The 22,344-nt window shown below is 40.1% G+C and carries 20 protein-coding genes and 6 tRNA genes; 8 read left to right on the forward strand and 18 right to left on the reverse strand.

The annotated features are described in order from the left end of the window. Positions 1-113: 113 nt before the first annotated feature. The 7 genes from RTR43_RS21610 to RTR43_RS21640 all read right to left on the reverse strand — a co-directional run bounded on the left by RTR43_RS21610 (position 114) and on the right by RTR43_RS21640 (position 1,342). Positions 114-199: transfer RNA gene (locus RTR43_RS21610), tRNA-Leu, on the reverse strand. Between the two features lie 62 nt (positions 200-261). Then, positions 262-346 (reverse strand) — tRNA-Leu (locus RTR43_RS21615). A gap of 31 nt (positions 347-377) precedes the next feature. After that, positions 378-452, reverse strand: a tRNA-Gln gene (locus RTR43_RS21620). Positions 453-508: 56 nt separating this feature from the next. Beyond that, positions 509-580: transfer RNA gene (locus RTR43_RS21625), tRNA-Glu, on the reverse strand. A 9-nt stretch (positions 581-589) separates the two neighbouring features. Next, positions 590-680, reverse strand: a tRNA-Ser gene (locus RTR43_RS21630). Between the two features lie 4 nt (positions 681-684). Then, a tRNA-Asn gene (locus RTR43_RS21635) sits at positions 685-759 on the reverse strand. A gap of 109 nt (positions 760-868) precedes the next feature. After that, entirely contained in the window at positions 869-1,342 is a 474-nt protein-coding gene (locus tag RTR43_RS21640) for a SprT family protein (RefSeq protein ID WP_312475111.1), read from the reverse strand. Between the two features lie 97 nt (positions 1,343-1,439). Between RTR43_RS21640 and cmpA the strand changes: the two genes are divergently transcribed. Beyond that, entirely contained in the window at positions 1,440-1,553 is a 114-nt protein-coding gene (gene cmpA / locus RTR43_RS21645; RefSeq protein ID WP_312475113.1) for a cortex morphogenetic protein CmpA, read from the forward strand. A 19-nt stretch (positions 1,554-1,572) separates the two neighbouring features. Here the strand turns inward: cmpA and RTR43_RS21650 are convergent, their stop codons facing one another. The 6 genes from RTR43_RS21650 to acpS all read right to left on the reverse strand — a co-directional run bounded on the left by RTR43_RS21650 (position 1,573) and on the right by acpS (position 7,831). Beyond that, positions 1,573-3,759 carry a Tex family protein gene (locus RTR43_RS21650; RefSeq protein WP_396954610.1) on the reverse strand — a complete coding sequence of 729 codons (2,187 nt, stop codon included), beginning with the start codon at positions 3,757-3,759 and terminating at the stop codon, positions 1,573-1,575. A 172-nt stretch (positions 3,760-3,931) separates the two neighbouring features. Further along, positions 3,932-4,282, reverse strand: coding sequence for a type II toxin-antitoxin system endoribonuclease NdoA (gene ndoA, locus RTR43_RS21655; protein WP_007083556.1), 351 nt, complete (start codon positions 4,280-4,282; stop codon positions 3,932-3,934). Between the two features lie 4 nt (positions 4,283-4,286). Continuing rightward, the gene (locus RTR43_RS21660; RefSeq protein ID WP_248734830.1) at positions 4,287-4,568 is read right to left on the reverse strand and encodes a CopG family ribbon-helix-helix protein; all 282 of its coding nucleotides are present in this window, start codon (positions 4,566-4,568) and stop codon (positions 4,287-4,289) included. Between the two features lie 263 nt (positions 4,569-4,831). Beyond that, entirely contained in the window at positions 4,832-5,998 is a 1,167-nt protein-coding gene (alr, locus tag RTR43_RS21665) for an alanine racemase (protein ID WP_312475128.1), read from the reverse strand. Between the two features lie 309 nt (positions 5,999-6,307). Continuing rightward, complete coding sequence (locus tag RTR43_RS21670) at positions 6,308-7,321, reverse strand: LolA family protein (protein WP_312475130.1); 1,014 nt, start codon at positions 7,319-7,321, stop codon at positions 6,308-6,310. 162 nt (positions 7,322-7,483) lie between these two features. After that, positions 7,484-7,831 (reverse strand): holo-ACP synthase, encoded by a 348-nt coding sequence (acpS, locus tag RTR43_RS21675; protein WP_248734833.1) that lies wholly within the window; start codon positions 7,829-7,831, stop codon positions 7,484-7,486. A 90-nt stretch (positions 7,832-7,921) separates the two neighbouring features. Here acpS and RTR43_RS21680 point away from each other — a divergent pair, with 90 nt between their 5' ends. The 5 genes from RTR43_RS21680 to RTR43_RS21700 all read left to right on the forward strand — a co-directional run bounded on the left by RTR43_RS21680 (position 7,922) and on the right by RTR43_RS21700 (position 12,939). Beyond that, the gene (locus tag RTR43_RS21680; protein WP_312475132.1) at positions 7,922-8,650 is read left to right on the forward strand and encodes a rhomboid family intramembrane serine protease; all 729 of its coding nucleotides are present in this window, start codon (positions 7,922-7,924) and stop codon (positions 8,648-8,650) included. A 240-nt stretch (positions 8,651-8,890) separates the two neighbouring features. Further along, positions 8,891-10,441, forward strand: a complete 1,551-nt coding sequence (locus RTR43_RS21685) for a spore germination protein (protein WP_312475134.1) — start codon at positions 8,891-8,893, stop codon at positions 10,439-10,441. After that, positions 10,441-11,598, forward strand: a complete 1,158-nt coding sequence (locus tag RTR43_RS21690; protein ID WP_312475136.1) for a Ger(x)C family spore germination protein — start codon at positions 10,441-10,443, stop codon at positions 11,596-11,598. The genes RTR43_RS21685 and RTR43_RS21690 overlap by 1 nt, the downstream gene beginning before the upstream one ends. Beyond that, on the forward strand, positions 11,598-11,816 hold the full coding sequence (locus RTR43_RS21695) for a hypothetical protein (RefSeq protein ID WP_312475138.1): 219 nt from the start codon (positions 11,598-11,600) through the stop codon (positions 11,814-11,816). Before RTR43_RS21690 ends, RTR43_RS21695 begins: the two co-directional genes overlap by 1 nt. A gap of 10 nt (positions 11,817-11,826) precedes the next feature. Then, a complete protein-coding gene (locus RTR43_RS21700; RefSeq protein ID WP_312475140.1) occupies positions 11,827-12,939 on the forward strand; it encodes a GerAB/ArcD/ProY family transporter in 1,113 nt (370 codons plus the stop codon). 98 nt (positions 12,940-13,037) lie between these two features. On the opposite strand, the gene cshA is transcribed toward RTR43_RS21700, so the two are convergent. The 5 genes from cshA to RTR43_RS21725 form a co-directional block, all read right to left on the reverse strand. After that, the gene (cshA, locus tag RTR43_RS21705; protein ID WP_312475142.1) at positions 13,038-14,522 is read right to left on the reverse strand and encodes a degradosome RNA helicase CshA; all 1,485 of its coding nucleotides are present in this window, start codon (positions 14,520-14,522) and stop codon (positions 13,038-13,040) included. 235 nt (positions 14,523-14,757) lie between these two features. Next, positions 14,758-15,447, reverse strand: a complete 690-nt coding sequence (locus RTR43_RS21710; protein WP_248734836.1) for an alpha/beta hydrolase — start codon at positions 15,445-15,447, stop codon at positions 14,758-14,760. Positions 15,448-15,554: 107 nt separating this feature from the next. Then, on the reverse strand, positions 15,555-16,934 hold the full coding sequence (locus RTR43_RS21715) for a UDP-N-acetylmuramoyl-tripeptide--D-alanyl-D-alanine ligase (protein ID WP_312475147.1): 1,380 nt from the start codon (positions 16,932-16,934) through the stop codon (positions 15,555-15,557). 132 nt (positions 16,935-17,066) lie between these two features. Further along, a complete protein-coding gene (locus tag RTR43_RS21720; RefSeq protein WP_312475150.1) occupies positions 17,067-18,146 on the reverse strand; it encodes a D-alanine--D-alanine ligase in 1,080 nt (359 codons plus the stop codon). Positions 18,147-18,258: 112 nt separating this feature from the next. Further along, positions 18,259-19,035 carry a hypothetical protein gene (locus RTR43_RS21725; protein WP_312475152.1) on the reverse strand — a complete coding sequence of 259 codons (777 nt, stop codon included), beginning with the start codon at positions 19,033-19,035 and terminating at the stop codon, positions 18,259-18,261. A gap of 349 nt (positions 19,036-19,384) precedes the next feature. On the opposite strand from RTR43_RS21725, the gene mgtE reads away from it, so the two are divergent. Next, positions 19,385-20,731, forward strand: coding sequence for a magnesium transporter (mgtE, locus tag RTR43_RS21730; protein WP_396954611.1), 1,347 nt, complete (start codon positions 19,385-19,387; stop codon positions 20,729-20,731). A 345-nt stretch (positions 20,732-21,076) separates the two neighbouring features. Continuing rightward, complete coding sequence (locus RTR43_RS21735; protein WP_312475156.1) at positions 21,077-22,261, forward strand: FtsW/RodA/SpoVE family cell cycle protein; 1,185 nt, start codon at positions 21,077-21,079, stop codon at positions 22,259-22,261. Positions 22,262-22,344: the final 83 nt, after the last annotated feature.

The raw sequence follows: 22,344 nt of genomic DNA on the forward strand, positions 1-22,344 counted from the left end.
CACAACCTTCTGATCCGTAGTCAGACGCTCTATCCAATTGAGCTACGGGCGCATTTTTTAAAAACAACTTTTAAATCATATCATGCTCAGTCTGGCATGTCAACAACTTTTTTTGGTGCGGCCGAGAGGACTTGAACCTCCACGGGGTTGCCCCCACTAGGCCCTCAACCTAGCGCGTCTGCCATTCCGCCACGACCGCATAATAATTAGCGACAAAAATAATCATAACAGATTATTCATTTTAACGCAAGTGGAAATGATTGGTGCGGGTGAAGGGAGTCGAACCCCCACGCCTTGCGGCGCCAGATCCTAAGTCTGGTGCGTCTGCCAATTCCGCCACACCCGCAAATTAATAATTATAAACTCAAAAAAAGAAATGGCTGGGCTAGCTGGATTTGAACCAACGCATGTCGCAGTCAAAGTGCGATGCCTTACCGCTTGGCTATAGCCCAATATATAACAAGAATAAGAAACAGGAAATGAACTCGAAATCATTCCCCGCTCCTGATGACCCCTACGGGATTCGAACCCGTGTTACCGCCGTGAAAGGGCGGTGTCTTAACCGCTTGACCAAGGGGCCGTTTTTTTATGGCGGAGAAGGAGGGATTTGAACCCTCGCGCCGGTTACCCGACCTACACCCTTAGCAGGGGCGCCTCTTCAGCCTCTTGAGTACTTCCCCGAAATGGCTCCGCAGGTAGGACTCGAACCTACGACCGATCGGTTAACAGCCGATAGCTCTACCACTGAGCTACTGCGGAAAAATTCAATACAATAAGGTAGTTACCTTATCGACTCTTTACATTATAAAGACGAAAAAGGCGAAAGTCAATATCCTTTTTCGATAAAGGTTTCTTCCAATTTATACTGTTATAACAGGATTTCTTCTTTAACTTTTAACAATTTACCTCTACATTTTCCGCACACATATCTGCTTGTATCAATGCTTCTTTTTCTCTTATATGAAAGCTGACATTTTGCGCACTGATATATTAAGATTTTTTTCTGTGTATGTTTCATTTTCATATCAGGGAGTTGTGTGCAAAAACGCGGCGCCCCTACTTTTTTCAATAATTGTTTAAACTCTAGGTCTCGATGTTGATAGCCCTTTCCTTCAAGGTGAAGATGATAATGGCAAAGCTCATGCTTTATAATCCCGATCAATTCTTTCTCACCGAGCTGTTCTAAATACTTTTTATTTATTTCAATATTGTGCGTGCCAAGAAGGTATCTTCCTCCCGTTGATCTTAATCTAGGATTAAACATTGCTTGATGCTTAAACGGTTTTCCAAATGAAGCAACCGATATCTTTTCAACCATTGATTGGAGTTGTCTCTCTTCCATTTTAGAGGCCCTCACTTTCTTAGCGAACGTGACAACCTATTATAGCATATATTGTATATACCTTTAACGATGATGTATTTTTCGGGAGGTTTTACTAATGCCAAATTGGTTGCAAAACCAAATGCAAAGAGCTTTCTATGAGAAGGACCGCTATCAGATCAAGCTATTAAATCAATGCTGGTTTTTTTACAGAAAAAAACACTGCTCCTAAATGCAGTGTTTTCCCTTGTCTATGATGGCGCCAGCATAGTCAATGCCACTCGACCTTTTTTCATATCGACTGAGTCTACCCAAACCGTAACAACATCACCAACAGATACAATATCCAATGGGTGTTTTACAAATCGATTGCTCAGCTTTGAAATATGCACAAGTCCATCCTGTTTTACACCAATATCGACAAATGCACCAAAGTCAACAACATTGCGAACGGTCCCCTGAAGCTCCATGACTGCTTTCAAGTCCTCCAGCTTTAGAACATCTTTTTTCAGAAGAGGACGTGGTAAATCATCGCGTGGATCTCGTTCCGGTCTTACTAAGGCATCAATAATGTCCTTTAAGGTTAATTCACCAATGGCAAGTTCTCCGGCAACAGATTTTAATTCAAGACCGCTAAGGGCAGCCTTCAACTCTTCTGAACCAAGGTCATCGGTTGTAAGACCAAGACTCGCCAATAACTTCTTCACTTCATCGTAATTTTCCGGATGAATTCCCGTTCGGTCTAGCGGCTGCTTTCCATCCAGGACACGTAAGAAACCAATGGCCTGTTCATAGGTTTTTGCACCAAGACGCGGTACTTTCTTTAATTGAACCCTACTAGTAAATTTCCCTTCCTCTTCGCGCTTTTTAACAATATTGCTTGCAGCTGTTTTATTTAGCCCAGCAACATACTGCAAAAGCGAGGAGGACGCAGTATTCACATTGACACCAACACGGTTAACCGCTGTTTCAACGACAAAATGCAAGGATTCAGAAAGCCGCTTCTGGGAAACATCATGCTGGTACTGGCCGACCCCTACGGATTTCGGGTCTATTTTCACCAATTCAGCTAACGGATCCTGCAAACGGCGGGCAATTGAGACGGCACTTCTTTCTTCAACATGGAAATTCGGGAACTCTTCCCTTGCCAAATCAGAGGCTGAGTAAACACTGGCACCGGCCTCATTTACGATTAGATAAAAGATTTCATCCTTCATTTCTTTTAAAATATCTGCAACAAACTGCTCTGTTTCTCGTGAGGCCGTGCCGTTTCCGATAGCTGCCATTTCTACTTTATATTCACGCAGAAGGTTTATAAACTTTTCGCGCGCTTCTTTTGTTTTTGAAACTGGCGGGTGCGGGTAGATAACATCGATTTTCAACACCTTACCTGTTTCATCAACGACCGCTAATTTACATCCTGTTCTGTAAGCAGGGTCGACACCGATGACTACTTTTCCTTTTAACGGTGGCTGAAGCAACAAATTTCTTAGGTTTTCAGAGAATATATGTATTGCTTGTTCTTCGGCTTTTTCCGTTAACTCACTGCGAATTTCCCGTTCGATTGAGGGCTGAATTAATCTTTTATAGCTATCCTCAATCGCTTCATTGACAACAGGTGCTGCTGGAGAATAGTCCTTTTGGATCCACTTTTTCGCGAGATAAGACATAATTAAATCGGAATTCATTTTAATTGAAACCCGAAGAATATCTTCCTTTTCCCCACGATTTAAGGCAAGGCTTCGATGGGGAACAATTTTGTTTACTGGCTCTTCATACTCATAATACATTTCGTAAACATTTTTCTCGTCTTTTTCTGCATCTTTCACTACAGAAACAACAGCACCTGATCTAAATGTTTCTTTACGAATCCATTTGCGGCTATCAGCATCATCCGATACCCATTCAGCAATGATGTCTTTCGCGCCGGCAATGGCATCTTCTATTGTAAGGACTTCTTTTTCTTCCGATAGAAATTCCCGTGCTTTTTCATCGATGCTTTCTTTAGAGAATGTCATCAGCCATTTTGCAAACGGTTCTAAACCTCTTTCTTTAGCAATAGTCGCCTTTGTTCGTCTTTTTTGTTTATATGGACGATATAAATCTTCAACCTCTTGAAGTTTTTCTGCCTTCGTGATGGATTGACTCAGTTCAGCTGTTAATTTTCCTTGTTCTGCAATGATGCGAAGAACCTCTTCTTTTCTTTGTTCAAGATTCTGGATATACTGCCAGCGGTCCATGATGTTTCGTATCTGCACTTCATCAAGGGCACCCGTCATTTCCTTACGGTACCGCGCAATAAATGGTACGGTGTTGCCTTCATTCAATAACGAAATAACACTTTTCACCTGTTTATAGGAAATCGCTTGTTCAGTGGCAATTTTACCTAACAGCTGATCATCTTTTACGACTGTATCATTCACAAAACAATCCTCCATTCCGATAATATTCTTATTGTATCAAAATAGCCTCGTCGTTTCATTAAACGAACCAGCTCCGCCCCTTTTCCACGCAAAAGAAAAGCAAGCTGCAATAGCTTGCCTTTAAGCAGAATTATTAGGTCAGGATATGTACGAAAAAACGCTCTTTCTAAAAAGAGCGTGTTTTAAACTAAAATTCGATGAGACCTAGGCTTACCTGCAAGGCTTCATCCACTTTCTCCATCATTTCATCATCGAGATGGGTAATTTTATCGGTTAACCGCTGCTTATCAATTGTACGAATTTGCTCTAACAGAATGACTGAATCTCGTTCAAATCCGTAGCGCTTCGCATCAATTTCTACATGAGTAGGAAGCTTCGCTTTTTGAATTTGAGCTGTAATCGCTGCAACAATCACTGTGGGACTAAACCGATTCCCGATGTCATTTTGGATGACAAGTACAGGACGGACGCCGCCTTGTTCAGAACCAACAACTGGGGATAGGTCCGCGAAATAAACGTCACCACGCTTGACAATCAAAAGATTATCCCCCACTTACAAGACGTTCAACTGTGTGTTCTGCCTCATATTCTGCTTGAAAGGCTTCAGATGCAATCCCAAGATTAATCTTTGCCATTTCCATGTATCCACGTCTCATGGACTCGCGAATTTGTCTCTTTTTTCGTTCGCGCAAATACATTTTTGTTGCCTGATAGATAAACTCACTGCGGTTTACATTTTCTTGCTTAGCAAAACCATCTAATTCAGTTAAAAGATGTTGCGGTAACTTCACTAAGATTTCCGTAGTTGCGCCGATTTCAGACACAAACATACACCTCCACCATCACTACACACCATTTTTTCGCTAATCAGAATTTATTTCCTAAATTCCGAAAGCATAATTCAACTAAACCTTTGTCTTCGCCAATCGGCGAGTTTTCTTTATCTATACCATATTTTATAATAACACTAAACACACTTAATGCATAGACTAAATATAATTCTACTGTATTATAAGCCAATAAAAGCTGCTTTTATGCACAAAATCATCGCAATATCATAAATATGTGCGATTTTCTAAAAATACGCCTATTTATCGTTAAGAAGATAATTTTTTAAATCGACAATTTCTCCGCCTTTTTTGTAAAGACGCGGAACACGATTCGCAATGATACATGGTACCTCATAGTTAATCGTATCAAGTTTTTCAGCAATTTCATTAATTGAAATGAATTGTTCCGCCTGCCCGCCAATGAGTGTCACCGTTGTCCCAACCGGAACATCGTATGGGAGTAGAATCATACATTGGTCCATGCAAATTCTGCCGACAATTGGCGAACGTTTGCCGTCCACTAACACTTCTTGCCCTTGCAATCTGCGGATCCAGCCGTCTGCATATCCAATTGGAATAGTGCCGATCCACTCTTCTCCCGTACTTTCATAGGTTGCCCCGTAGCTAACCTTTTCTCCCTTTTGCAGTTTTTTCACATGGACAAGCCGTGACTTAAGTGAAAACGCCTCTCTTAGCGGGAAAGGAATTTCCTTTTCCATTTCAAGTGACGGCGTTAACCCATACATGGCAATGCCCAGCCGGACTGTGTTAAAATATGCCTTTGGAAAACGGATGGCCGCTGCACTATTGCTGGAATGAATATACTTTGGTCGTTCCGTCAATGCACTGACTATGTGTTCAAATCGAGCTAGCTGTTCCTCAAAATAAGTTGTATCTAATTCATCAGCTGTTGCAAAATGCGTATAAATCCCTTCAAGATGGAAGCGTTCATCTTCAGCCGCGATTCTCTCGATTGCTCTTAATTCATCTGTGCTTCGAACTCCGATTCTCCCCATCCCTGTATCTACTTTAATATGAATAAGCAGTCTTTCATTTGTTTGAATATGCTTTTTCGCCTCTTGCAGCCATTCCTCTTGAAAAATAGTAAGGGTGATCTTATATTTTACCGCAACGTGTGCATCTGTTGGACGCGTTGCTCCTAAAACAAGAATCGGTGCGCTAATTCCTTTATTTCTTAGGGCCATCGCTTCATCCATAAAGGCAACTGCTAAATAAACCGCTCCTGCTGTAAGTGCGGTTTCTGCTACCTGAACATCCCCGTGGCCGTAAGCATTTGCTTTGACAACCGCAATAACGCCAACATTCTGAGGCAGATGCTTTTTTACAAGGGCAACATTCTCAGAAATGCAATTTAAATCCACTTCTGCCCATGTATCTCGATAGAAATATCCCTGCTCGTCCATACTTCCACTTCCTAATATTAATTAAAACATTATCCCATTTTACCATAAAAAACTATCATGAGCCTCAACTCCCAACCCAACCATGGAAATAAATTTAGAGAACAAGCCGTAGTCACCTAATAAAGGCGGTGAGAGCAGAGCTAGACTTCACATCTTTCGTCTAGTGAAATGGGTATTTCACTTTAACTGGTTAAAGTGATTCATTTTTGCGGCGCTCCGCCCCTTTTCCACAGAAAAGCGCAAACTGCCTTTCGATATAACTTAATAAAAAAACAGACCCTTATTAAAGAGTCTGCAAAATGTATCATGTTATTTAACCGCTTCGCCTTGAACCGATTTTGCTACCTCAATCAGTTCATTCTTGGTAAGGTTCTTCGAGGCAATCATGTAATCTATTCCGTCATGAGACCAAGAAATTGAATGGTCAGAAACGGCACCAATCGTCACACCTAAGTCAACGATATCACCTTCCACATAGGTTGGAGTGGAAGATGCTACCTTCACCGTTACCTTTTCCTGAACAAGTGTATATGATTTTTTACCGTCATAGGTAAGGACAACCCTCTTCCCATCTTCAATCTTGACTTCTTTTTCCCCAATAAACTTCGTCCCTTTAAGTTCAAATGTCGGATACTTAACGGTAAAGGCACTATCTTTACCATTCGCCATGGCAGGTAGCCCAAGCTGGGCACGCGTCATGTTCTTCTTCATATCGAAATCGTCCTTGTCAAAGTTCGTATTAAATTTTACCTTTGAAAATTCGACAGTTACAAGAGCATTCCGGTCGGGATCCATTACCTTAACAATGGCAGGTGATAAGTCACTTTTATTCAATTTAATTTCTTGGAATGGAAGCATGCTATTATTTTGATAACGGGTTTTTGTTTCAAAGATATAATAGTCTTTCGTGGTAGAGAATTTGGCGCTTTTATCCATGACGATATCCTTTATTAGTGATTCATACAAATACGCCTGACTGCTGTTTTGTGGCCAATCGCTTTGGAAACGGAAGCTCTTATTTAGTGCAGGAGTTAGGACAAATACCCCTTGGTTATTTCGTAAAATCATTTGACTTTGGTCTTTTTCAGCATTTTTCAAATTCACCCGATAGAAGGTAGGATCTTTGTGCCAAATTTCCACGTTATAAATCTGTGAATCTGAGCCCATTTTCAACGTCATTTTTGCTTTCACCTTGTAACTGGTTAAGTCCCCCTGTTTACTCTTTAACTCCTTTACCACATCATCTTGTGATTTAGAGCCACAGGCTGCGAGTAGTAAGATGACACTCAGTGTTGTCATAAGCAGCAACAACTTTTTCCTCATTCCTTCAACCCCTTCTTGTCTCATTTCATATGATTATAAGAAGAGAAAGGTAGTGAAGGATTATAGCTGACCTTGTCTCTCCTATTTCCCTATGAATATATGAGACAACCTAGGGGAATATGCTTATGAGGTTGCCATGCTCTTTATATTTATTAAAAAATGTTATTCCTCAATGACAACCTGGGCAACAGCATAGTCTCTGCTGTGGGAGATTGACAAATGGGCTGGAACATCTGGTTTTGCAAAAAACGGTTTCCCGGAATCGTCCGTTCCAATTTCAATATCTAAAAATGACAGTTCTTTCCCGATACCTGTCCCAGCCGCTTTTGAGAAAGCTTCTTTTGCTGCAAATCTTCCTGCTAAAAATTCAACTTTCCTGTGCTCCGATAACTCTTCAAACTTTCCTTTTTCATTACTAGTTAACACACGGTCAACAAATTTCCTTTGTCTGTTGATGATTTCCTGCACCCTGGAAAGTTCTATAATATCAATCCCAATCCCTTTTATCATCATGCATCTTCCTTCTAATTAAATTTCTGTTAGCATATTAGTGTACAAGATAGAAATTAAGTCTATGATGTTAATGAAAGGAGGTTTATCATGTTTACCAGAACCGAAAGCTTTCGCGAGTTTATTCGCTTTTATCCAGTTGTTTCTACTATTATTACCATTCATTTAGCCTTATACTTGTTAACCGTTTTACCAATCTTCCCAAACTATTGGTTCTTTGAAACCCTTTCAGGGGTAAACCTTTATATTATGGAAGGGGAATATTGGCGGTTGATTACACCGATCTTTATGCATAGCGGCTTTACTCATATGCTGTTTAATAGTTTTTCACTTGTGTTATTTGGACCGGCACTTGAGCGCATACTTGGCGGTGGCAGGTTTCTATTCGTTTATCTTCTCTCCGGACTGATCGCCAATGTGGCCACGCTTCTGCTTGAGCCATTAACCTATACCCACGTTGGCTCAAGCGGTGCCATTTTTGGACTGTTTGGCTATTATATTGCCATCATCATGTTTCGAAAACACTGGCTATCCAAGCAAAACTCACAAATTATTCTTACCCTTTGTGTCATCAGTTTGATTATGACCTTTTTACAGCCCAATATAAATATTACTGCCCATCTGTTCGGATTTTTTGGCGGTTTTTTACTTGGGGCGATTCCTTATTTTAATAAAAGGGACTTTTCTGATTCCATCAAAAGCACGGCAAACTGGGCCGGAAACAAGAGGAAGGCCATTTCCTTCCAATCCCCTTGGAAAGTACTGATTTGGGCAGCAATATTCATTATCGCCATCCTAGGATTTTTAACTCAAAAATAACAGGGATTGTAACCGGACCTAACATTCGGCTGCATCCCTTTTTTCTATTTCCGAGAATACCACCCATAGGAAACCATGCCTTTCCTCCTTATTCATTAATCTTCCAATATGTTTAGTATACAAATAGTTCGAACAAAAGTACCACTCAAATTTATTTAGTTGAGACTCTAATATTTATCTAAGGAAAATATTATAAAAAAGAAAGGGAAAGCTAAAAAAAAGTTCGTGGAGTGAAGGAACATGTCGATTTTCTCGAAATTCAAAAATAAGGAAAAGTCTCAACAAGGAACAACAAACGAGCAAGTATTTCTTGGAGAGGATTTTGACGTGCGCTTGAAATGGTTTAAAGATACCTTTCAGAAAAGTGATGATATCACCTTTCATGAAATAATTACTTGTAAGACCCGCTGCGGAATCGTCTTTGTACAGTGTATGGTTAATCAACAAGTATTTGACGATCAGGTGTTAAAGTATATTGTTTCACCTAATTTCGCTTCATCTCGAAAGGAATTAATTCATAAAATACTTGATCTAAAATCGATAAGTACGATGTGTACCAGTATTCTGACAGACATGAAAGAAGCAACTGATCTTGTATTGGATGGAAAAATAATCATCTTTTTCGAAGGTGACAGTCGAATGCTAGCTATTCCGCTCACTAGCTTTGAAAAGCGAGCGGTAGGTGAAACTGCTAACGAGAACGTAATTAGAGGTCCACAAGAAGCGTTTGTTGAGGATATTCATACAAATATTACGATGGTCCGACGAAAAATTAAATCTTCAAACTTAAAAATGGAACAGTTACTCATTGGAAAATATACGAAAACGAAGGTAATCATTAGTTATATCGAAGGAATATGCAAAGAAGAGTTAATCGCAGAAGTAAAACGAAGGTTAAACCGTATCGAAATCGACGGCGTTTTGGGAAGCAGTTATTTGGAAGAGTGTATCGATGATAGTCCATTATCACCATTTCCACAAGCACAAAAGACGGAACGCCCAGATGTCGTTGCCGCAGCCTTGCTGGAAGGAAGAACAGCTATTTTTGTAGACGGAACCCCCATCCCCCTTATCGTACCGGTTAGTTTTTATATGTACATTCAGTCTGCAGAGGACTATTATCAGCGATATTTTCTTACTAGTATTATTCGGTTGCTTCGCTTCGCCTATTTAGTCGTTTCACTGCTTTTTCCTTCGTTTTATATTGCGATTACTACGTTTCATCCGGAAATGATTCCAACCACCTTATTAATTAGCGTGGCTGCTTCTCGAGAATATGTTCCGTTTCCTGGTTTAGTGGAAGCGTTTATTATGGAGGTCGCCTTTGAAGGATTGCGTGAAGCAGGAATCCGTACACCGAAAGCTGTCGGGCAGGCTATTGGAGTACTTGGCGCTTTGGTGATTGGACAAGCTGCCGTGCAGGCAGGGATTGTATCAGCCCCGATTGTGATCATCGTTTCCCTTACAGGAATTGCATCATTTATTATTCCAGCCTATGATTTGGCGTTTGCCATTCGATTACTTCGCTTTCCAATTATGATTTTATCCGGTTCATTTGGCATTTTTGGTTTAATGATTGGCTGTATTCTTATTTATATTCACGTAGTGAGCATAAACTCTTTTGGACTTCCCTATCTTTCACCAACTGCCCCCTTGCGTCCGAGCGATTTAAAGGATGTATTTATACGGGCTCCTTGGTGGTCCATGCAACGCCGGCCGTCATTTGTCGGAACAACCGATTCAAATCGATTAACGGTCAAGAAATCATTGCCTGAGGATGATGAAGATTAATGAGAGCTCTAAAATGGTCTATCGTGTTGAGTACCTTATTATTAACAGGCTGTTGGTCAAGTTATGAAATCAATGACCGCTCCTTTGTTACAGCCATGTACGTTGACAAAGGCAAGGATGGCCAAATGGAGATAACACTTTCGTTTCCACTTCCCAATCGGCTTGTTCCAGGTGGTATCGGCGGCGTCGGAGCAACGGGTAATCCGTATACGCAAGTCTCAAGTATGGGAAAAACGGTTACGGATGCCTATCACAAAATGCAGTTGGATTTACCTCGAGAAATTAGTTGGGGGCATGCAAGGATTATTGTTATTAGCGAGGATATGGCAAAGGAAGGAATTGGACCTATATTAGAATTTATTGTCCGCGAACCGAAATTAAACATCAATAATGCCATATTGATTGCACCAGGAAAAGCCAAAAACATCGAAAATTTAGCTGCGGCTTTCGAACAATTCCCAAGTGAGATTGTCCGAGAATTTACCCAAGAAAAAATCACCTTATATACTACACCAAAGGACTTCCTTGAAACAGAGAATGGCGATATGATTGCTGGCTTACTAACAAAAGGAAAGAAAAAAATGCTTAGTGAGATGGGGAAAGAGAAATTGTGGGTTGGCACAGGAGGAATGGCAATGTTTCATAACTATAAAATGGTTGGCAAGATCGATCCTAAGGAAGGCGACGGAGCTTTATGGCTACGTAACTCCATAAAAAGTACTGTCGTTACCATTAAGTCTCCTACCGACAAAAAGGATATTAGTTTATTAGTTTTAAGGTCAAAGACAAAAATCCGCCCCTCCAAGAACAACCCGTTAACGTTTGATGTTTATGTAACAGCCGAAGATGATATTTCAGAATCTCAATCCAACATAGATGTAACAAATGCAAAGAACATTTATCAGTTAGAACGAATAGCCGAAAAGGATATTACGGACAGGATTGAAAAGGCCTTTAAGGCGTCCAAAGAAGTAAAAGCAGATGTTTTTCAATTCGGTGCATACTTATCATGGTACAAACCGAAAATATGGAAAAAGGTCAAAGAAGATTGGCCTTCCGTCTATCATGATAAAGTGAAGTTAAATATTCATGTAGACTTAAAAATCAAACGGCCTGGCGCAGAAAATAATCCAATTTGGATAAAGGAAAAAAGCTAATGATGATTATCATACTCTTTTTCTTGTTGATTGTTGGTTACGAAATGGCCTATCTAAAGAAAAAAAATCGTAAAAAAAGAACGTACTGGATCGTCTTTTGTATTATGGGAGTTTCTTTTTCTTACTGTATGGCTACAGTAGTTTTCAAGCAAATGCCTAGTCCCAACGATTTGATTCTATTCCTATTTAAACCACTGCAACAAAAAATTCTAGGTTAGGTGGATTAACTTGAAAACTGAGCAGATATCACAGAATCAACTGTTACTTTTTTTCACCCTTTTTTTTTACTCCACCTTAGTAGGGTTTTTTGCTGGTCATTTGATTGAGCTATCCCAATACGATTCGTTGCTGGTCCTTTTTATAGATGGAGTAACTGGGGGCCTTTATGCCTATTTTGTCATCAAGCTTGCCAATCGAAGACCGAATGAATTTTTTGTTAACTATGGAAAAGAAATATTCCCCAAATGGATTCATATCATCTTTATGGTATTCTTTTTCTATAACTTTCTTCATAAAAGCGCCTCTATTCTAAGAGAATATGAAGATTTTATCGTGCAAACCTATCTATCGGCAACACCCAACTGGGCAGTTGGTACTTTACTTGGCTTGGTCGTAGCGATAACGGCACGATTAGGAATTCAAACCTTATTTCGAACAGCTCAAGGATTATTTTTTCTTATCCTGATTGCCGATATAATGAACAACATTTTTATTGGAAAGGAATTGAAATGGGATCGTTGGATGGCCTTTATTACCAACCATAGCGGGCACGGGATATTTACAGGTAGTTACTCTACCATGCCCTTTTTCGGAGAGGTAATGGTATTGGTGTTTATATTCCCTTATCTTACCCAAAAAAGTAAAACGCTTAAATCAACATCATGGGCAATTTTTCTGTCCTTGCTATTTATCATTGTTAAAATTGCTTTTTTATTACTACTATTCGGGCCAAATTTAGCCAGCCATTTAACCTACCCCATGTTAGAAATGGTTCGTTATATTCGCATAGCTGATTTCATTGAAAACTTAGATCCTTTTTTAATATCTATTTGGTCTACAACTGTTTATTTAAAAATTTCTCTTTTTTTCTTTCTTTCAGTTCAAATTCTCACTCAACTATTCCACTTAAAAGATCACCGTCCCCTGACTTTTTCACTAGCGGCTGTGATGATCGCATTATCCTTACAAATTTCAGAAGGCGCAACATCTCTTAATAGTTTTTATGAAGATTCATGGGCAACCTATTCCTATGTTATCCAAGGTATCCCCTTACTTTATTTACTAATTGAAACGATAAAGCGATATATAAAGAAAAAAATTGTAGGAAAAGGAGCATCATGAGTTACACCTTCTCGAGCTAATTAAAAGAGCATGGACAACGTTGTCCATGCTCTTTCTTGTGCTGGTCGCTCCTGATCAAGGCGCTTCCGCTTTTCTATTTATTGATGATTAAAGCTTCTTGGTTTTGATGATTTTCCACCAGTTCTTTTTTCACCACTTCTTGGCTTGACCGGTGCCTTTTTTCTGTTACGATCCCCGCTATACGACCCTCTAGAATCGTCTCTTCTGCGACGATCACGGTCTTGCGGTTTTCTGTCTCTCTTTTGTGGAAGCTGTTCTTCCGTTAGCTTAACCGGTGTCGTATCCGGTTCCTTTGTTAACATTTTCAAAACAGCCGCAATAACTGTTGATGCATCATTTTCTTCTAGTAATTCTTGAGCTGCTGCCTTGTAATAATGTAAGTTGTTCGATTCAATCGTTTGGACAATTTTTTCAACAACCGCTTTTTGCTGGCCTTCTAATGCTTCATCAAGCGTTGGAGCCTTCATTTTTTCCATCTTGCGTTTTGTTGTTTTTTCAACAACTGCTAGATATGACTTTTCACGCGGTGTAATAAAGGTTAATGCGATACCCTTTTTACCGGCACGGCCTGTACGGCCAATACGGTGCACATAGCTTTCTGGATCCTGAGGGATATCAAAGTTATATACATGGGTAACTCCAGAAATATCAAGTCCCCTTGCGGCTACGTCTGTTGCAACAAGGACATCGATCGTTCCTTCTTTAAATTTACGAAGGACAGATAAACGTTTTGCCTGGCTTAAATCGCCATGGATCCCTTCTGCCGTATATCCTCGTAAGGTTAATGCTTCTGATAGCTCATCGACACGGCGCTTCGTCCGGCCAAACACAATCGCAAGTTCCGGTGATTGAATATCAAGAAGTCTTGTTAACACATCGAATTTATTTCTTTCTTGAACTTCAAGGTAATATTGTTCAATCGACGGAACGGTCATTTCTTTCGTTTTAACACGAACGATTTGCGGTTCCTTCATGAACTTTTCTGCCATTCTTTGAATTGGTCCTGGCATTGTTGCTGAGAATAGCAACGTCTGGCGGTCTGCTGGTGTTGAAGCAAGGATAGATTCAATGTCTTCAATAAAGCCCATGTTTAACATTTCATCTGCTTCATCAAGGATCACTGTGTTAACTGTATCAAGGCGCATCGTTTTTCTATTAATATGATCCAATACACGTCCTGGAGTACCAACAATGATATGAGGTGCTTTCTTTAATGATCGGATTTGGCGGCTGATGTCTTGTCCGCCGTAAATTGGGAGTACGCGAACTCTTTTACCGGAACCAATTTTATAAAGTTCCTCTGATACTTGAATCGCAAGTTCACGTGTTGGCGCGATAATAATCCCTTGGATGGCATCCTGTTTCGTATCAACTTTTTCTACCAATGGAATTCCAAATGCAGCTGTTTTACCAGTTCCAGTTTGAGCTTGCCCGATCAAATCAATATTTTTCAAACCCAATGGAATCGTTTCTGCTTGGATTGGTGTTGCTTCCTCAAAACCCATTTTGAGGACAGCCTTTAAAGTGGCCTGGCTTAGGCCTAATTCTTCAAACTTCGTCAATGTTTTCATTCTCCTTCATCTATTTGAAAATATTTTTGCAAAAGTGCTGAATATATTCCACACGCATCAAAATCAAAATGCGGTAATAGCTTCTTGTTTATTTTACCAAAAAAAAGACATTCCTCCAAAAGAGTATGCCCTTTATTTATCGTTCTTAAGACACGTTGATGATTATCATACCACTATTGCTAGTATATTGCAATAAAGACAAGTTTACTTAAGTCCGAAACCGGTCTTACCGCTTCATCAAAAATTCCAGCACTTGAGAAAACAGGGCAGTATTCTCCTCACAGTGACAAATAAGATGATTCGATTGCTTTATTAGCATGAGCTTTTTCTGTTTTGCTCCAATGGTCCGATACAAGTATTCAGCACTTTTGGGCGGCACAATCCCGTCAAGCTCCCCTTGGGCAATTAAGGTCGGCACTTCTACCTGATGCAGTATAGGTCTAATAAAGGAAACAAGCCGACGGAATTGTAATGTTGCCGTTAGTGGGGTTTCTATTATCTTTCTTTTATAGCGCAGAAATAATTCATTATCCTGCAAGTTTCCACTAAAAGATTCCTTAATCATCCTTTTAATATCACGAGCCAGCTGCCGTGGATTTATATAGTAGGCAGCAGCACTTAGCAGAATTAGCTTGTCCACAGGATAATGTGCAGCCAGAAAACTGGCAATCAGACCTCCCATCGAAAAACCAATCACATATACCTCATCACAGGTGTCGATAAGAGTTTTTAATTCTCCCTCAGCACAATCAATCCACTCTTGATAGTGGATCCCCTTTAAAGAGCCAGGTTCGCCATGTCCAGGTAGCGTAGGAACAGACAACTTCCAATCCGTCCTTTCCTGCAGATACCGGGCAAGCGGCTCTACTTCATCAGGAGAACCCGTAAAGCCATGAAGAAATAAACAGCCAATCATCCTTGCTCACCTGCCATTTAGGTCAACTTTTTCATAATATCAAAATTTATATCATTGAAGTTCTTGAAATGTCTAATTCCCGTGCTTAGGAGCTTGCTCTTTTTTCGTTACTTCTTTTGTAAGGCAGTGACGATTTCCTCTAGTTTCATTCCGCGTGAAGCCTTTACAAGAATCAACGTGTTTTTATTTACACGACGCTCTAATTCATGAATGAGCTCGGCTTTATCTGTAAACGCGAGCACTCTTTTCTCTCCTAGAACTGAAGCCGCACCTCGCGCAATATGTCCAGCTAAGCTACCATAGGTAAACACATAATCAATTTTATTTGCGTTCAAGGCTTCGCCAATTTGCAAATGGTATTGTTCCTCTTGCGGGCCAAGCTCAAGCATGTCACCAAGAACAAGAATTTTCTGCTTATATCCCTGGAGGTTTGATACTAATTCGATGGCCGCCGTCATCGAAGTCGGACTGGCATTATAGGCATCATTAATAATTTTTTCCCCGAGCTTTCCTTCGACAAGCTCCATTCGCATATTTGTCAGCTTAATACTTGCTAATCCTGCATTCATTTTTTCAAATGGGATTGAAAAATGATGAGCAATTAGCATCGAGGCAAGCGCATTTAAGATATTGTGGGTGCCAAGAACCGGCAGTTCAAAGGACGCGTGTGATGTATTGATTTTGAAGCTGTTTCCTTGTTCCATCTGGGTGATTTCTAATGGGTATACATCATTGGTTTCACTTCTGCCGAAGGTTTGAATTTGGACATTCCCTTTACTTTGTTGAATCCGTTCCATCAGAAGCGGTTCATCACCGTTTAGTACAGCCAGTCCACCTTCCTTGAGTCCTTGGAGAATTTCAAGCTTTGCTTCTGCTATTCCTTCTCTTGAGCCAAGGTCAAGAAGATGGGATTCGCCGATATTTGTAATGACAACGGCATCTGGACGGGCAAGTTTTGTCAGGAATTCAATTTCTCCTCTACCGCTCATCCCCATCTCAAGGACGGCAATTTCTGTGTCCTCGTTCAAGCCTAAAACGGTTAACGGAAGACCGATGTGATTATTAAAATTCCCTTCTGTTTTTTGCACCTTATATTGTATGGATAAAAGGCCGGCGGTCATATCCTTCGTTGTTGTTTTTCCATTACTTCCCGTGATTCCAACTACCTTAACAGGCAATTCTTGCCGATACTTTCGTGCTAATTCCTGCAGGGCTGCAAGGCAGTCCTCCACAATAAGGATTGGCAAATGCATGGGCGGATTAGGTACATCCTTCTGCCAAAGGGCGGCAGCTGCTCCTCTTTGAATGGATTCCTCTACATACTTATGTCCGTCAACACGGTCTCCTTTAAATGGAACAAACAAGTTTCCTGCTGCTATTTTACGGGAATCAATCGTTACTCCTTCGATCATCAAATCAGAATAAGAGCTGCTATCATTTTCGGTAGAAATCATCGCGGCAATCTGCCTTAGGGATCGTTTGATCATCCTGATCCTCCTCTATTTATAAAATTAAACAAAATATATTACTTTATGCTTCGCTAACCGGGCCTTTCCGCTTTTCTAAAATAGAAACGGACACGACGCTTAGCCGTGTCTGTCGTTGTTGTATTCTCATGATTAAAAGGTGTATTTAATATTTTGCTTTACCGCATGTCTCTCTTGAGCAAGACCAACGAGACGCTCAATTAATTGCGGATACTCCACCCCGGTGTGCTTCCACAAAAGCGGGAACATGCTAAATGGTGTGAAGCCTGGCATCGTATTTACCTCATTGATTAACACTTTGCCTTCCTTTGTCAAAAAGAAATCGGCCCGTACTAGTCCGGAGCAATCCAATGCTTTAAACGCCCGTATCGCCATTTCCTTCAATTCTTCATATTCCTGATCGGATATCTCAGCTGGGATGATGAGTGCCGTTTCACCATCTTCATACTTCGCTTTATAATCGTAGAAGTCCTTTTTCGGAACGATTTCACCGGCAACAGAACATTCCGGATCATCATTTCCAAGCACCCCTACCTCAATTTCACGGGCAACAACACCCTCTTCGATAATCACTTTACGGTCAAATTGAAAAGCTTCCACGAAAGCGGCCTCTAACTCAGCCTGATTCCTGCATTTGCTAATCCCTACACTCGAACCGAGATTCGCTGGCTTTACAAAACAAGGATAGCCAAGTTCTGCTTCGACCTTCGCATAAGCGTCTTCCTTCGCAGACTCCCATTCGCTTTTAATAAAAGCAACATAGTTCACTTGCGTGAGGCCCGCCTGCGCAAAGATATTTTTCATGACTACCTTATCCATTCCCGCAGCTGAAGCAAGAACCCCATTTCCTACATACGGCAAGTTTAACAGTTCTAATAACCCCTGCACCGTTCCGTCCTCACCGTTTGGTCCATGCAACAATGGAAAAATAACATCAAGCGGTTGTCTTTCTTGTTGTTCCGCTTGAAATAGCGCTGGGGCCAATGATAAGGGTGAAAGTTGATTGCCTTCAGAAAACTCTAATGCCTTCACATGTTCAACCGGTTCTGTGAGTTGAGGTCCTTTAATCCAGCGCCCTTCAACATTTATATATATAGGATGAATTTCAAATTTTTCAAGGTCTAATGCTTTAATAACCGCTAATGCTGTCTGTAAGGACACTTGATGCTCCGCGGATTTTCCTCCATATAACAAACCTAGTTTTGTTTTCATACGAAACAAACCTCCATTTTCTCATTCACGGTTTTATTTTAACACTTAATTAATGAAGATAGGAAATCTATATTCCCTGTTCTTAAAAAAATCTCTCCGGATTGGGAGAGATTTAAATGAGATTCAGTTTCCATTCTTTTGTTTTTTTATCAAAGATGATTTTGGCATGGCAGGGCTTATTGGAGATTTGTTCGTATTCCTCATACATATCATCCATATTTGCGAAATCACCAATCACCCAAATGGGAATTTCAATCCGTGTGCGTTGATGGTCCGCATCCCTTAAAGAAAGACAAATTCCTTCTTTGATGAAGGGTGTCAACGAAAGCAAAATTTCCTTATTCACTTGTGGATAAACACGTTTTTTCCTAATCCCGAGAATGGATTTTTCCAACTTAAGCTCCCCTAGCTTGCCGGCAATCGCTTCACTTAGTAAATGGAAAAAATCCTTAAAGCTTCGGTAATAGATTTTGTTATACCAGCCATCATCATGAGCCAGATAAACAAAGCGGTTGCCTAGTTTATTATAAAAAGGCACCTTTAAATGCGTCTTTTGATGACCTAGATATAGTAATTCAGCTATTTCCTGGCCTGATAGTTCATTCAAGACTTCTTCCTCAATGAAATCAATCCAACAGAAATTTCCGTACCCATAAACATCTTCTTGTGATAATTTGTTAATTCTTTCTTCTGGACAATATTCGAGTTGTGTATGCATATTAAAATCAGCGTCATCAAAGCGGTGTGCAAGTAGCAGCAATTGATTTAATGAACCTGAAAAAGCAGCAGCAAATTCACCGAATTCGATACCGTAGGACAATACATACTGGTCTGTTTGGTTTAAATGGACATAGATGAGATCCCGTATGTCTTGATGATGCTTTTTCAAAGCCAAACTCCTCCGATCAACTGTAAAATTTATGTAGAAAAGACAGTTTCCATCCAACTGCCGAATAATATTTTCAGTACTTCCTTATTTTATCAAATAATAGGTCAATAAGCTTATTTCAATTCTTTTACAAATAATAAGTTTGATTAACATCGCGGTCATCCCTTTTCTCGATTGCAAATTATCGGCAGTAATTTGAAATATAGCTATTTTCTTTTCTTGATTACACATACTATTTTATAGTTCTGCCTACTATTTATTGTTTTCAATCATTTTTCATCTATTTACTATTGAAAAAATTATTATCAATCCACTGGAAGAAAGGAGTGTGACAAGTTTGATTAGAGATATGTCACAAGATGAAATTAACCTTTATATTATCAAAACATTAAAGGAAAACAAAAAAACGGAATTTGAAGCGATACTTGAGGAACTTCAGCCTTATGATGTGGCGAAAATTTATGAAGAACTACCGGAGAAACATAAAGGTCGTTTTCTCCTATTTTTAAAAGTTGACGTCCTAGCCGACCTCATGGAGGAGCTAGAGAAGGAAGAACAGCTGGGTCTATTGAACATACTTGGAATTGAGAAGTCCAGTAAAGTCCTTGATTTAATGGATAATGACGATCTAGCTTTGTTGTTAAATGAATTATCTCCAGAGAAAAAAGCTTCCCTCCTATCAGGGATGAAAACAGAAGAATCGAATGCAGTAAAAGGTATTATGAATTACCCTCCAGAAACAGCGGGTAGAATCATGACAAACCGCTTTGTCTGGATTCGCGACTATTTTTCCGTTAGAGAAGCCGTCGATAAATTTAAGATCTTCGCTGAATTTGCCGAATCGATTAACTACCTGTATGTCACTGATGAAGCACGGAAGTTGGTTGGTGTCGTTTCCTATCGGGATTTACTTTTAGCAGAGCCCGAGGAAAAAATCAGCATGATTATGTATGAACGCGTCATTTCCGTTGCGGTTACAACCGACCAAGAGATTGTCGCGCAAATGGCACAACGGTATGACTTCTTAGCTATCCCGGTCGTCGACGAGGACAATGTCCTTGTCGGAATTGTAACTGTCGATGACATTATAGATGTCGTCATCAAGGAAGCTAATGAGGATATTGAAAAATTATCAGCATCAGGGAAATCGATTGATTTTGAAACAAAGACATTTGTCGCGGCTGCACGACGGCTTCCATGGCTGATTTTGCTGTTGTTTATCGGACTTATCTCTGGAAGAATCATTTCAAGCTTTGAGGAAACCCTTCAGAAGGTCGTAGCACTGGCGTTTTTTATGCCGATGATCGCTGGTATGACCGGGAATACAGGAACCCAGTCGTTGGCAGTCGTTGTTAGAGGACTCATTTCTCACGATATTGACAAGAAAGTAATTACTCGTTTAATTGCACGCGAACTTGGCGTTGGTATTACAATCGGGGTGACGTGCGCAGTCCTAATTTCCATTATCGCTTATATCTGGCAGGGGAATCTGATTTTAGGTGCAGTTGTCGGCGTCTCCCTTTTCTTTACCCTTATTATCGGGACACTTGCAGGGACAATCATACCGCTTATTCTTTACCGTTTAAAAATCGACCCTGCGGTGGCGTCAGGACCATTGATTACAACCTTAAATGATATTTTTTCCTTACTCACTTATTTTGGAATCGCGACCATGTTTTTAAAACATCTCGTGTAGTAATGGCTTGTAAGGAAAAGGGGCGAAGCGACGCAAAAACGAATCAGTATATCCGAAAGTGAAGCTCAGCTGTGCTCACACCGCGTGTATTAAGCTCGACTTGGTCTTTGAATGATGTGGTATTTCCAGAGAAGATGGTGGCGTGGAACGCCATTTACGTTTATTAAGAAAATGAAACCTTTCAGCTGGGTAATTCGTTATATTAATAAGGCATTGTTATAGATTACCTCAATGTATTGTAGTCAAACCATTTCTTTGCTAGTCTGAAATAAATTACAGGTTGGGAAAAGTGTTTCCAATAGCGGCTATTGACGACTGTAATTGGAGAAAAAGAGGGTGTGTCCGATGGAAAAATACAAGAAAAAAGCAGATCGTTTTGATTGGACGTTAACCTTATTATTATTTCTTTTTTTCCTTGTTAGCTGTGCCTCCATTTATAGTGCCCAAGCCTCCGGACAATATGGGAAAAATTTTGTGGTCATGCAAATCGCTTGGTATATTGTCGGAGCCGCGATCATTTCTGTTTCCATTTTGATCGATGGCTATCAATATAAGCGGCTTTCCTGGTTTTTATATGGCTTCGGTCTTATTTTACTAATTGCCGTTTACGTTGCCCCAGAATCAATCGCTCCTGTAAGAAATGGAGCGAAGAGCTGGTTTATCATAAAAGGTATCGGGCAGATTCAGCCCTCGGAATTCGTCAAAACCTTTTTAATATTGGCCTTAAGTCGTGTTATTACATCCCACCAAGAAAAGCATCCAGATAAATCGCTGACAACCGATTTCTTTTTACTTCTGAAATTAGGAATCACAACAGCAGTACCACTAGGATTAATCATGCTTCAACCAGACCTAGGGACAGGACTCGTTATCCTATCGATACTAACAGGGCTTATCTTTGTTTCCGGGATTTCATGGAAAATTATTTTACCGATATACAGTGCTGGCGCTTCCCTAGCAGCCCTTATATTCTACCTTGTTTTAATTAAACCGGACTTTCTTGAAAAATATCTCCATGTGCAGACCTATCAATTTAATCGAATTTATGCTTGGCTTGATCCATATAATCATGCTACAGATTCAAGCTATCACTTAATGAAATCATTAAGAGCCATTGGATCAGGACTGATTTCTGGCAAGGGATTTGGCAATCGCGAGGTTTATATCCCGGAAGCCCATACTGATTTTATTTTTAGCGTCATAGGCGAGGAGTATGGCTTTGTAGGTGGCAGTATTGTGATTGGTCTCTTCTTTCTACTTATCTATCATTTAATCAAGACTTCTTTAGATACAAATGACCCATTTAATACTTATGTCTGCGCAGGCATTATCAGTGTTCTTACCTTTCATGTCTTCCAAAACATTGGTATGACCATCCAAGTGCTGCCAATCACTGGAATTCCGTTGCCATTCATCAGCTATGGCGGCAGCTCACTTATGGGGAATATGTTCGCCATGGGTCTTGTTTACAGCATCCGCTTTCATCACAAAACCTATATGTTTTCATCTGAAAATGCGTTAAGTCAGTAAGTAATAGGCAGCGGTTTCCGCTGTTTTTTGATTAAACGGGTATAAAAAAAGGGAAATTACCATATTTATTTCATTATAAGACA

Origin of the sequence: Neobacillus sp. (assembly GCF_031988165.1) — a bacterium.
Taxonomy (GTDB): domain Bacteria; phylum Bacillota; class Bacilli; order Bacillales; family Cytobacillaceae; genus Neobacillus; species Neobacillus rhizosphaerae.

Excerpts from the sequence above, each read along its gene's own strand:
- RTR43_RS21640 (WP_312475111.1), bottom strand. The coding sequence starts at position 1,342 with ATGGAAGAGAGACAACTCCAATCAATGGTTGAAAAGATATCGGTTGCT.
- cmpA (WP_312475113.1), top strand. The coding sequence starts at position 1,440 with ATGCCAAATTGGTTGCAAAACCAAATGCAAAGAGCTTTCTATGAGAAG.
- RTR43_RS21650 (WP_396954610.1), bottom strand. The coding sequence starts at position 3,759 with ATGGAGGATTGTTTTGTGAATGATACAGTCGTAAAAGATGATCAGCTG.
- alr (WP_312475128.1), bottom strand. The coding sequence starts at position 5,998 with ATGGACGAGCAGGGATATTTCTATCGAGATACATGGGCAGAAGTGGAT.
- RTR43_RS21670 (WP_312475130.1), bottom strand. The coding sequence starts at position 7,321 with ATGAGGAAAAAGTTGTTGCTGCTTATGACAACACTGAGTGTCATCTTA.
- acpS (WP_248734833.1), bottom strand. The coding sequence starts at position 7,831 with ATGATAAAAGGGATTGGGATTGATATTATAGAACTTTCCAGGGTGCAG.
- RTR43_RS21680 (WP_312475132.1), top strand. The coding sequence starts at position 7,922 with ATGTTTACCAGAACCGAAAGCTTTCGCGAGTTTATTCGCTTTTATCCA.
- RTR43_RS21685 (WP_312475134.1), top strand. The coding sequence starts at position 8,891 with ATGTCGATTTTCTCGAAATTCAAAAATAAGGAAAAGTCTCAACAAGGA.
- RTR43_RS21690 (WP_312475136.1), top strand. The coding sequence starts at position 10,441 with ATGAGAGCTCTAAAATGGTCTATCGTGTTGAGTACCTTATTATTAACA.
- RTR43_RS21695 (WP_312475138.1), top strand. The coding sequence starts at position 11,598 with ATGATGATTATCATACTCTTTTTCTTGTTGATTGTTGGTTACGAAATG.
- RTR43_RS21710 (WP_248734836.1), bottom strand. The coding sequence starts at position 15,447 with ATGATTGGCTGTTTATTTCTTCATGGCTTTACGGGTTCTCCTGATGAA.
- RTR43_RS21715 (WP_312475147.1), bottom strand. The coding sequence starts at position 16,934 with ATGATCAAACGATCCCTAAGGCAGATTGCCGCGATGATTTCTACCGAA.
- RTR43_RS21720 (WP_312475150.1), bottom strand. The coding sequence starts at position 18,146 with ATGAAAACAAAACTAGGTTTGTTATATGGAGGAAAATCCGCGGAGCAT.
- mgtE (WP_396954611.1), top strand. The coding sequence starts at position 19,385 with ATGTCACAAGATGAAATTAACCTTTATATTATCAAAACATTAAAGGAA.
- RTR43_RS21735 (WP_312475156.1), top strand. The coding sequence starts at position 21,077 with ATGGAAAAATACAAGAAAAAAGCAGATCGTTTTGATTGGACGTTAACC.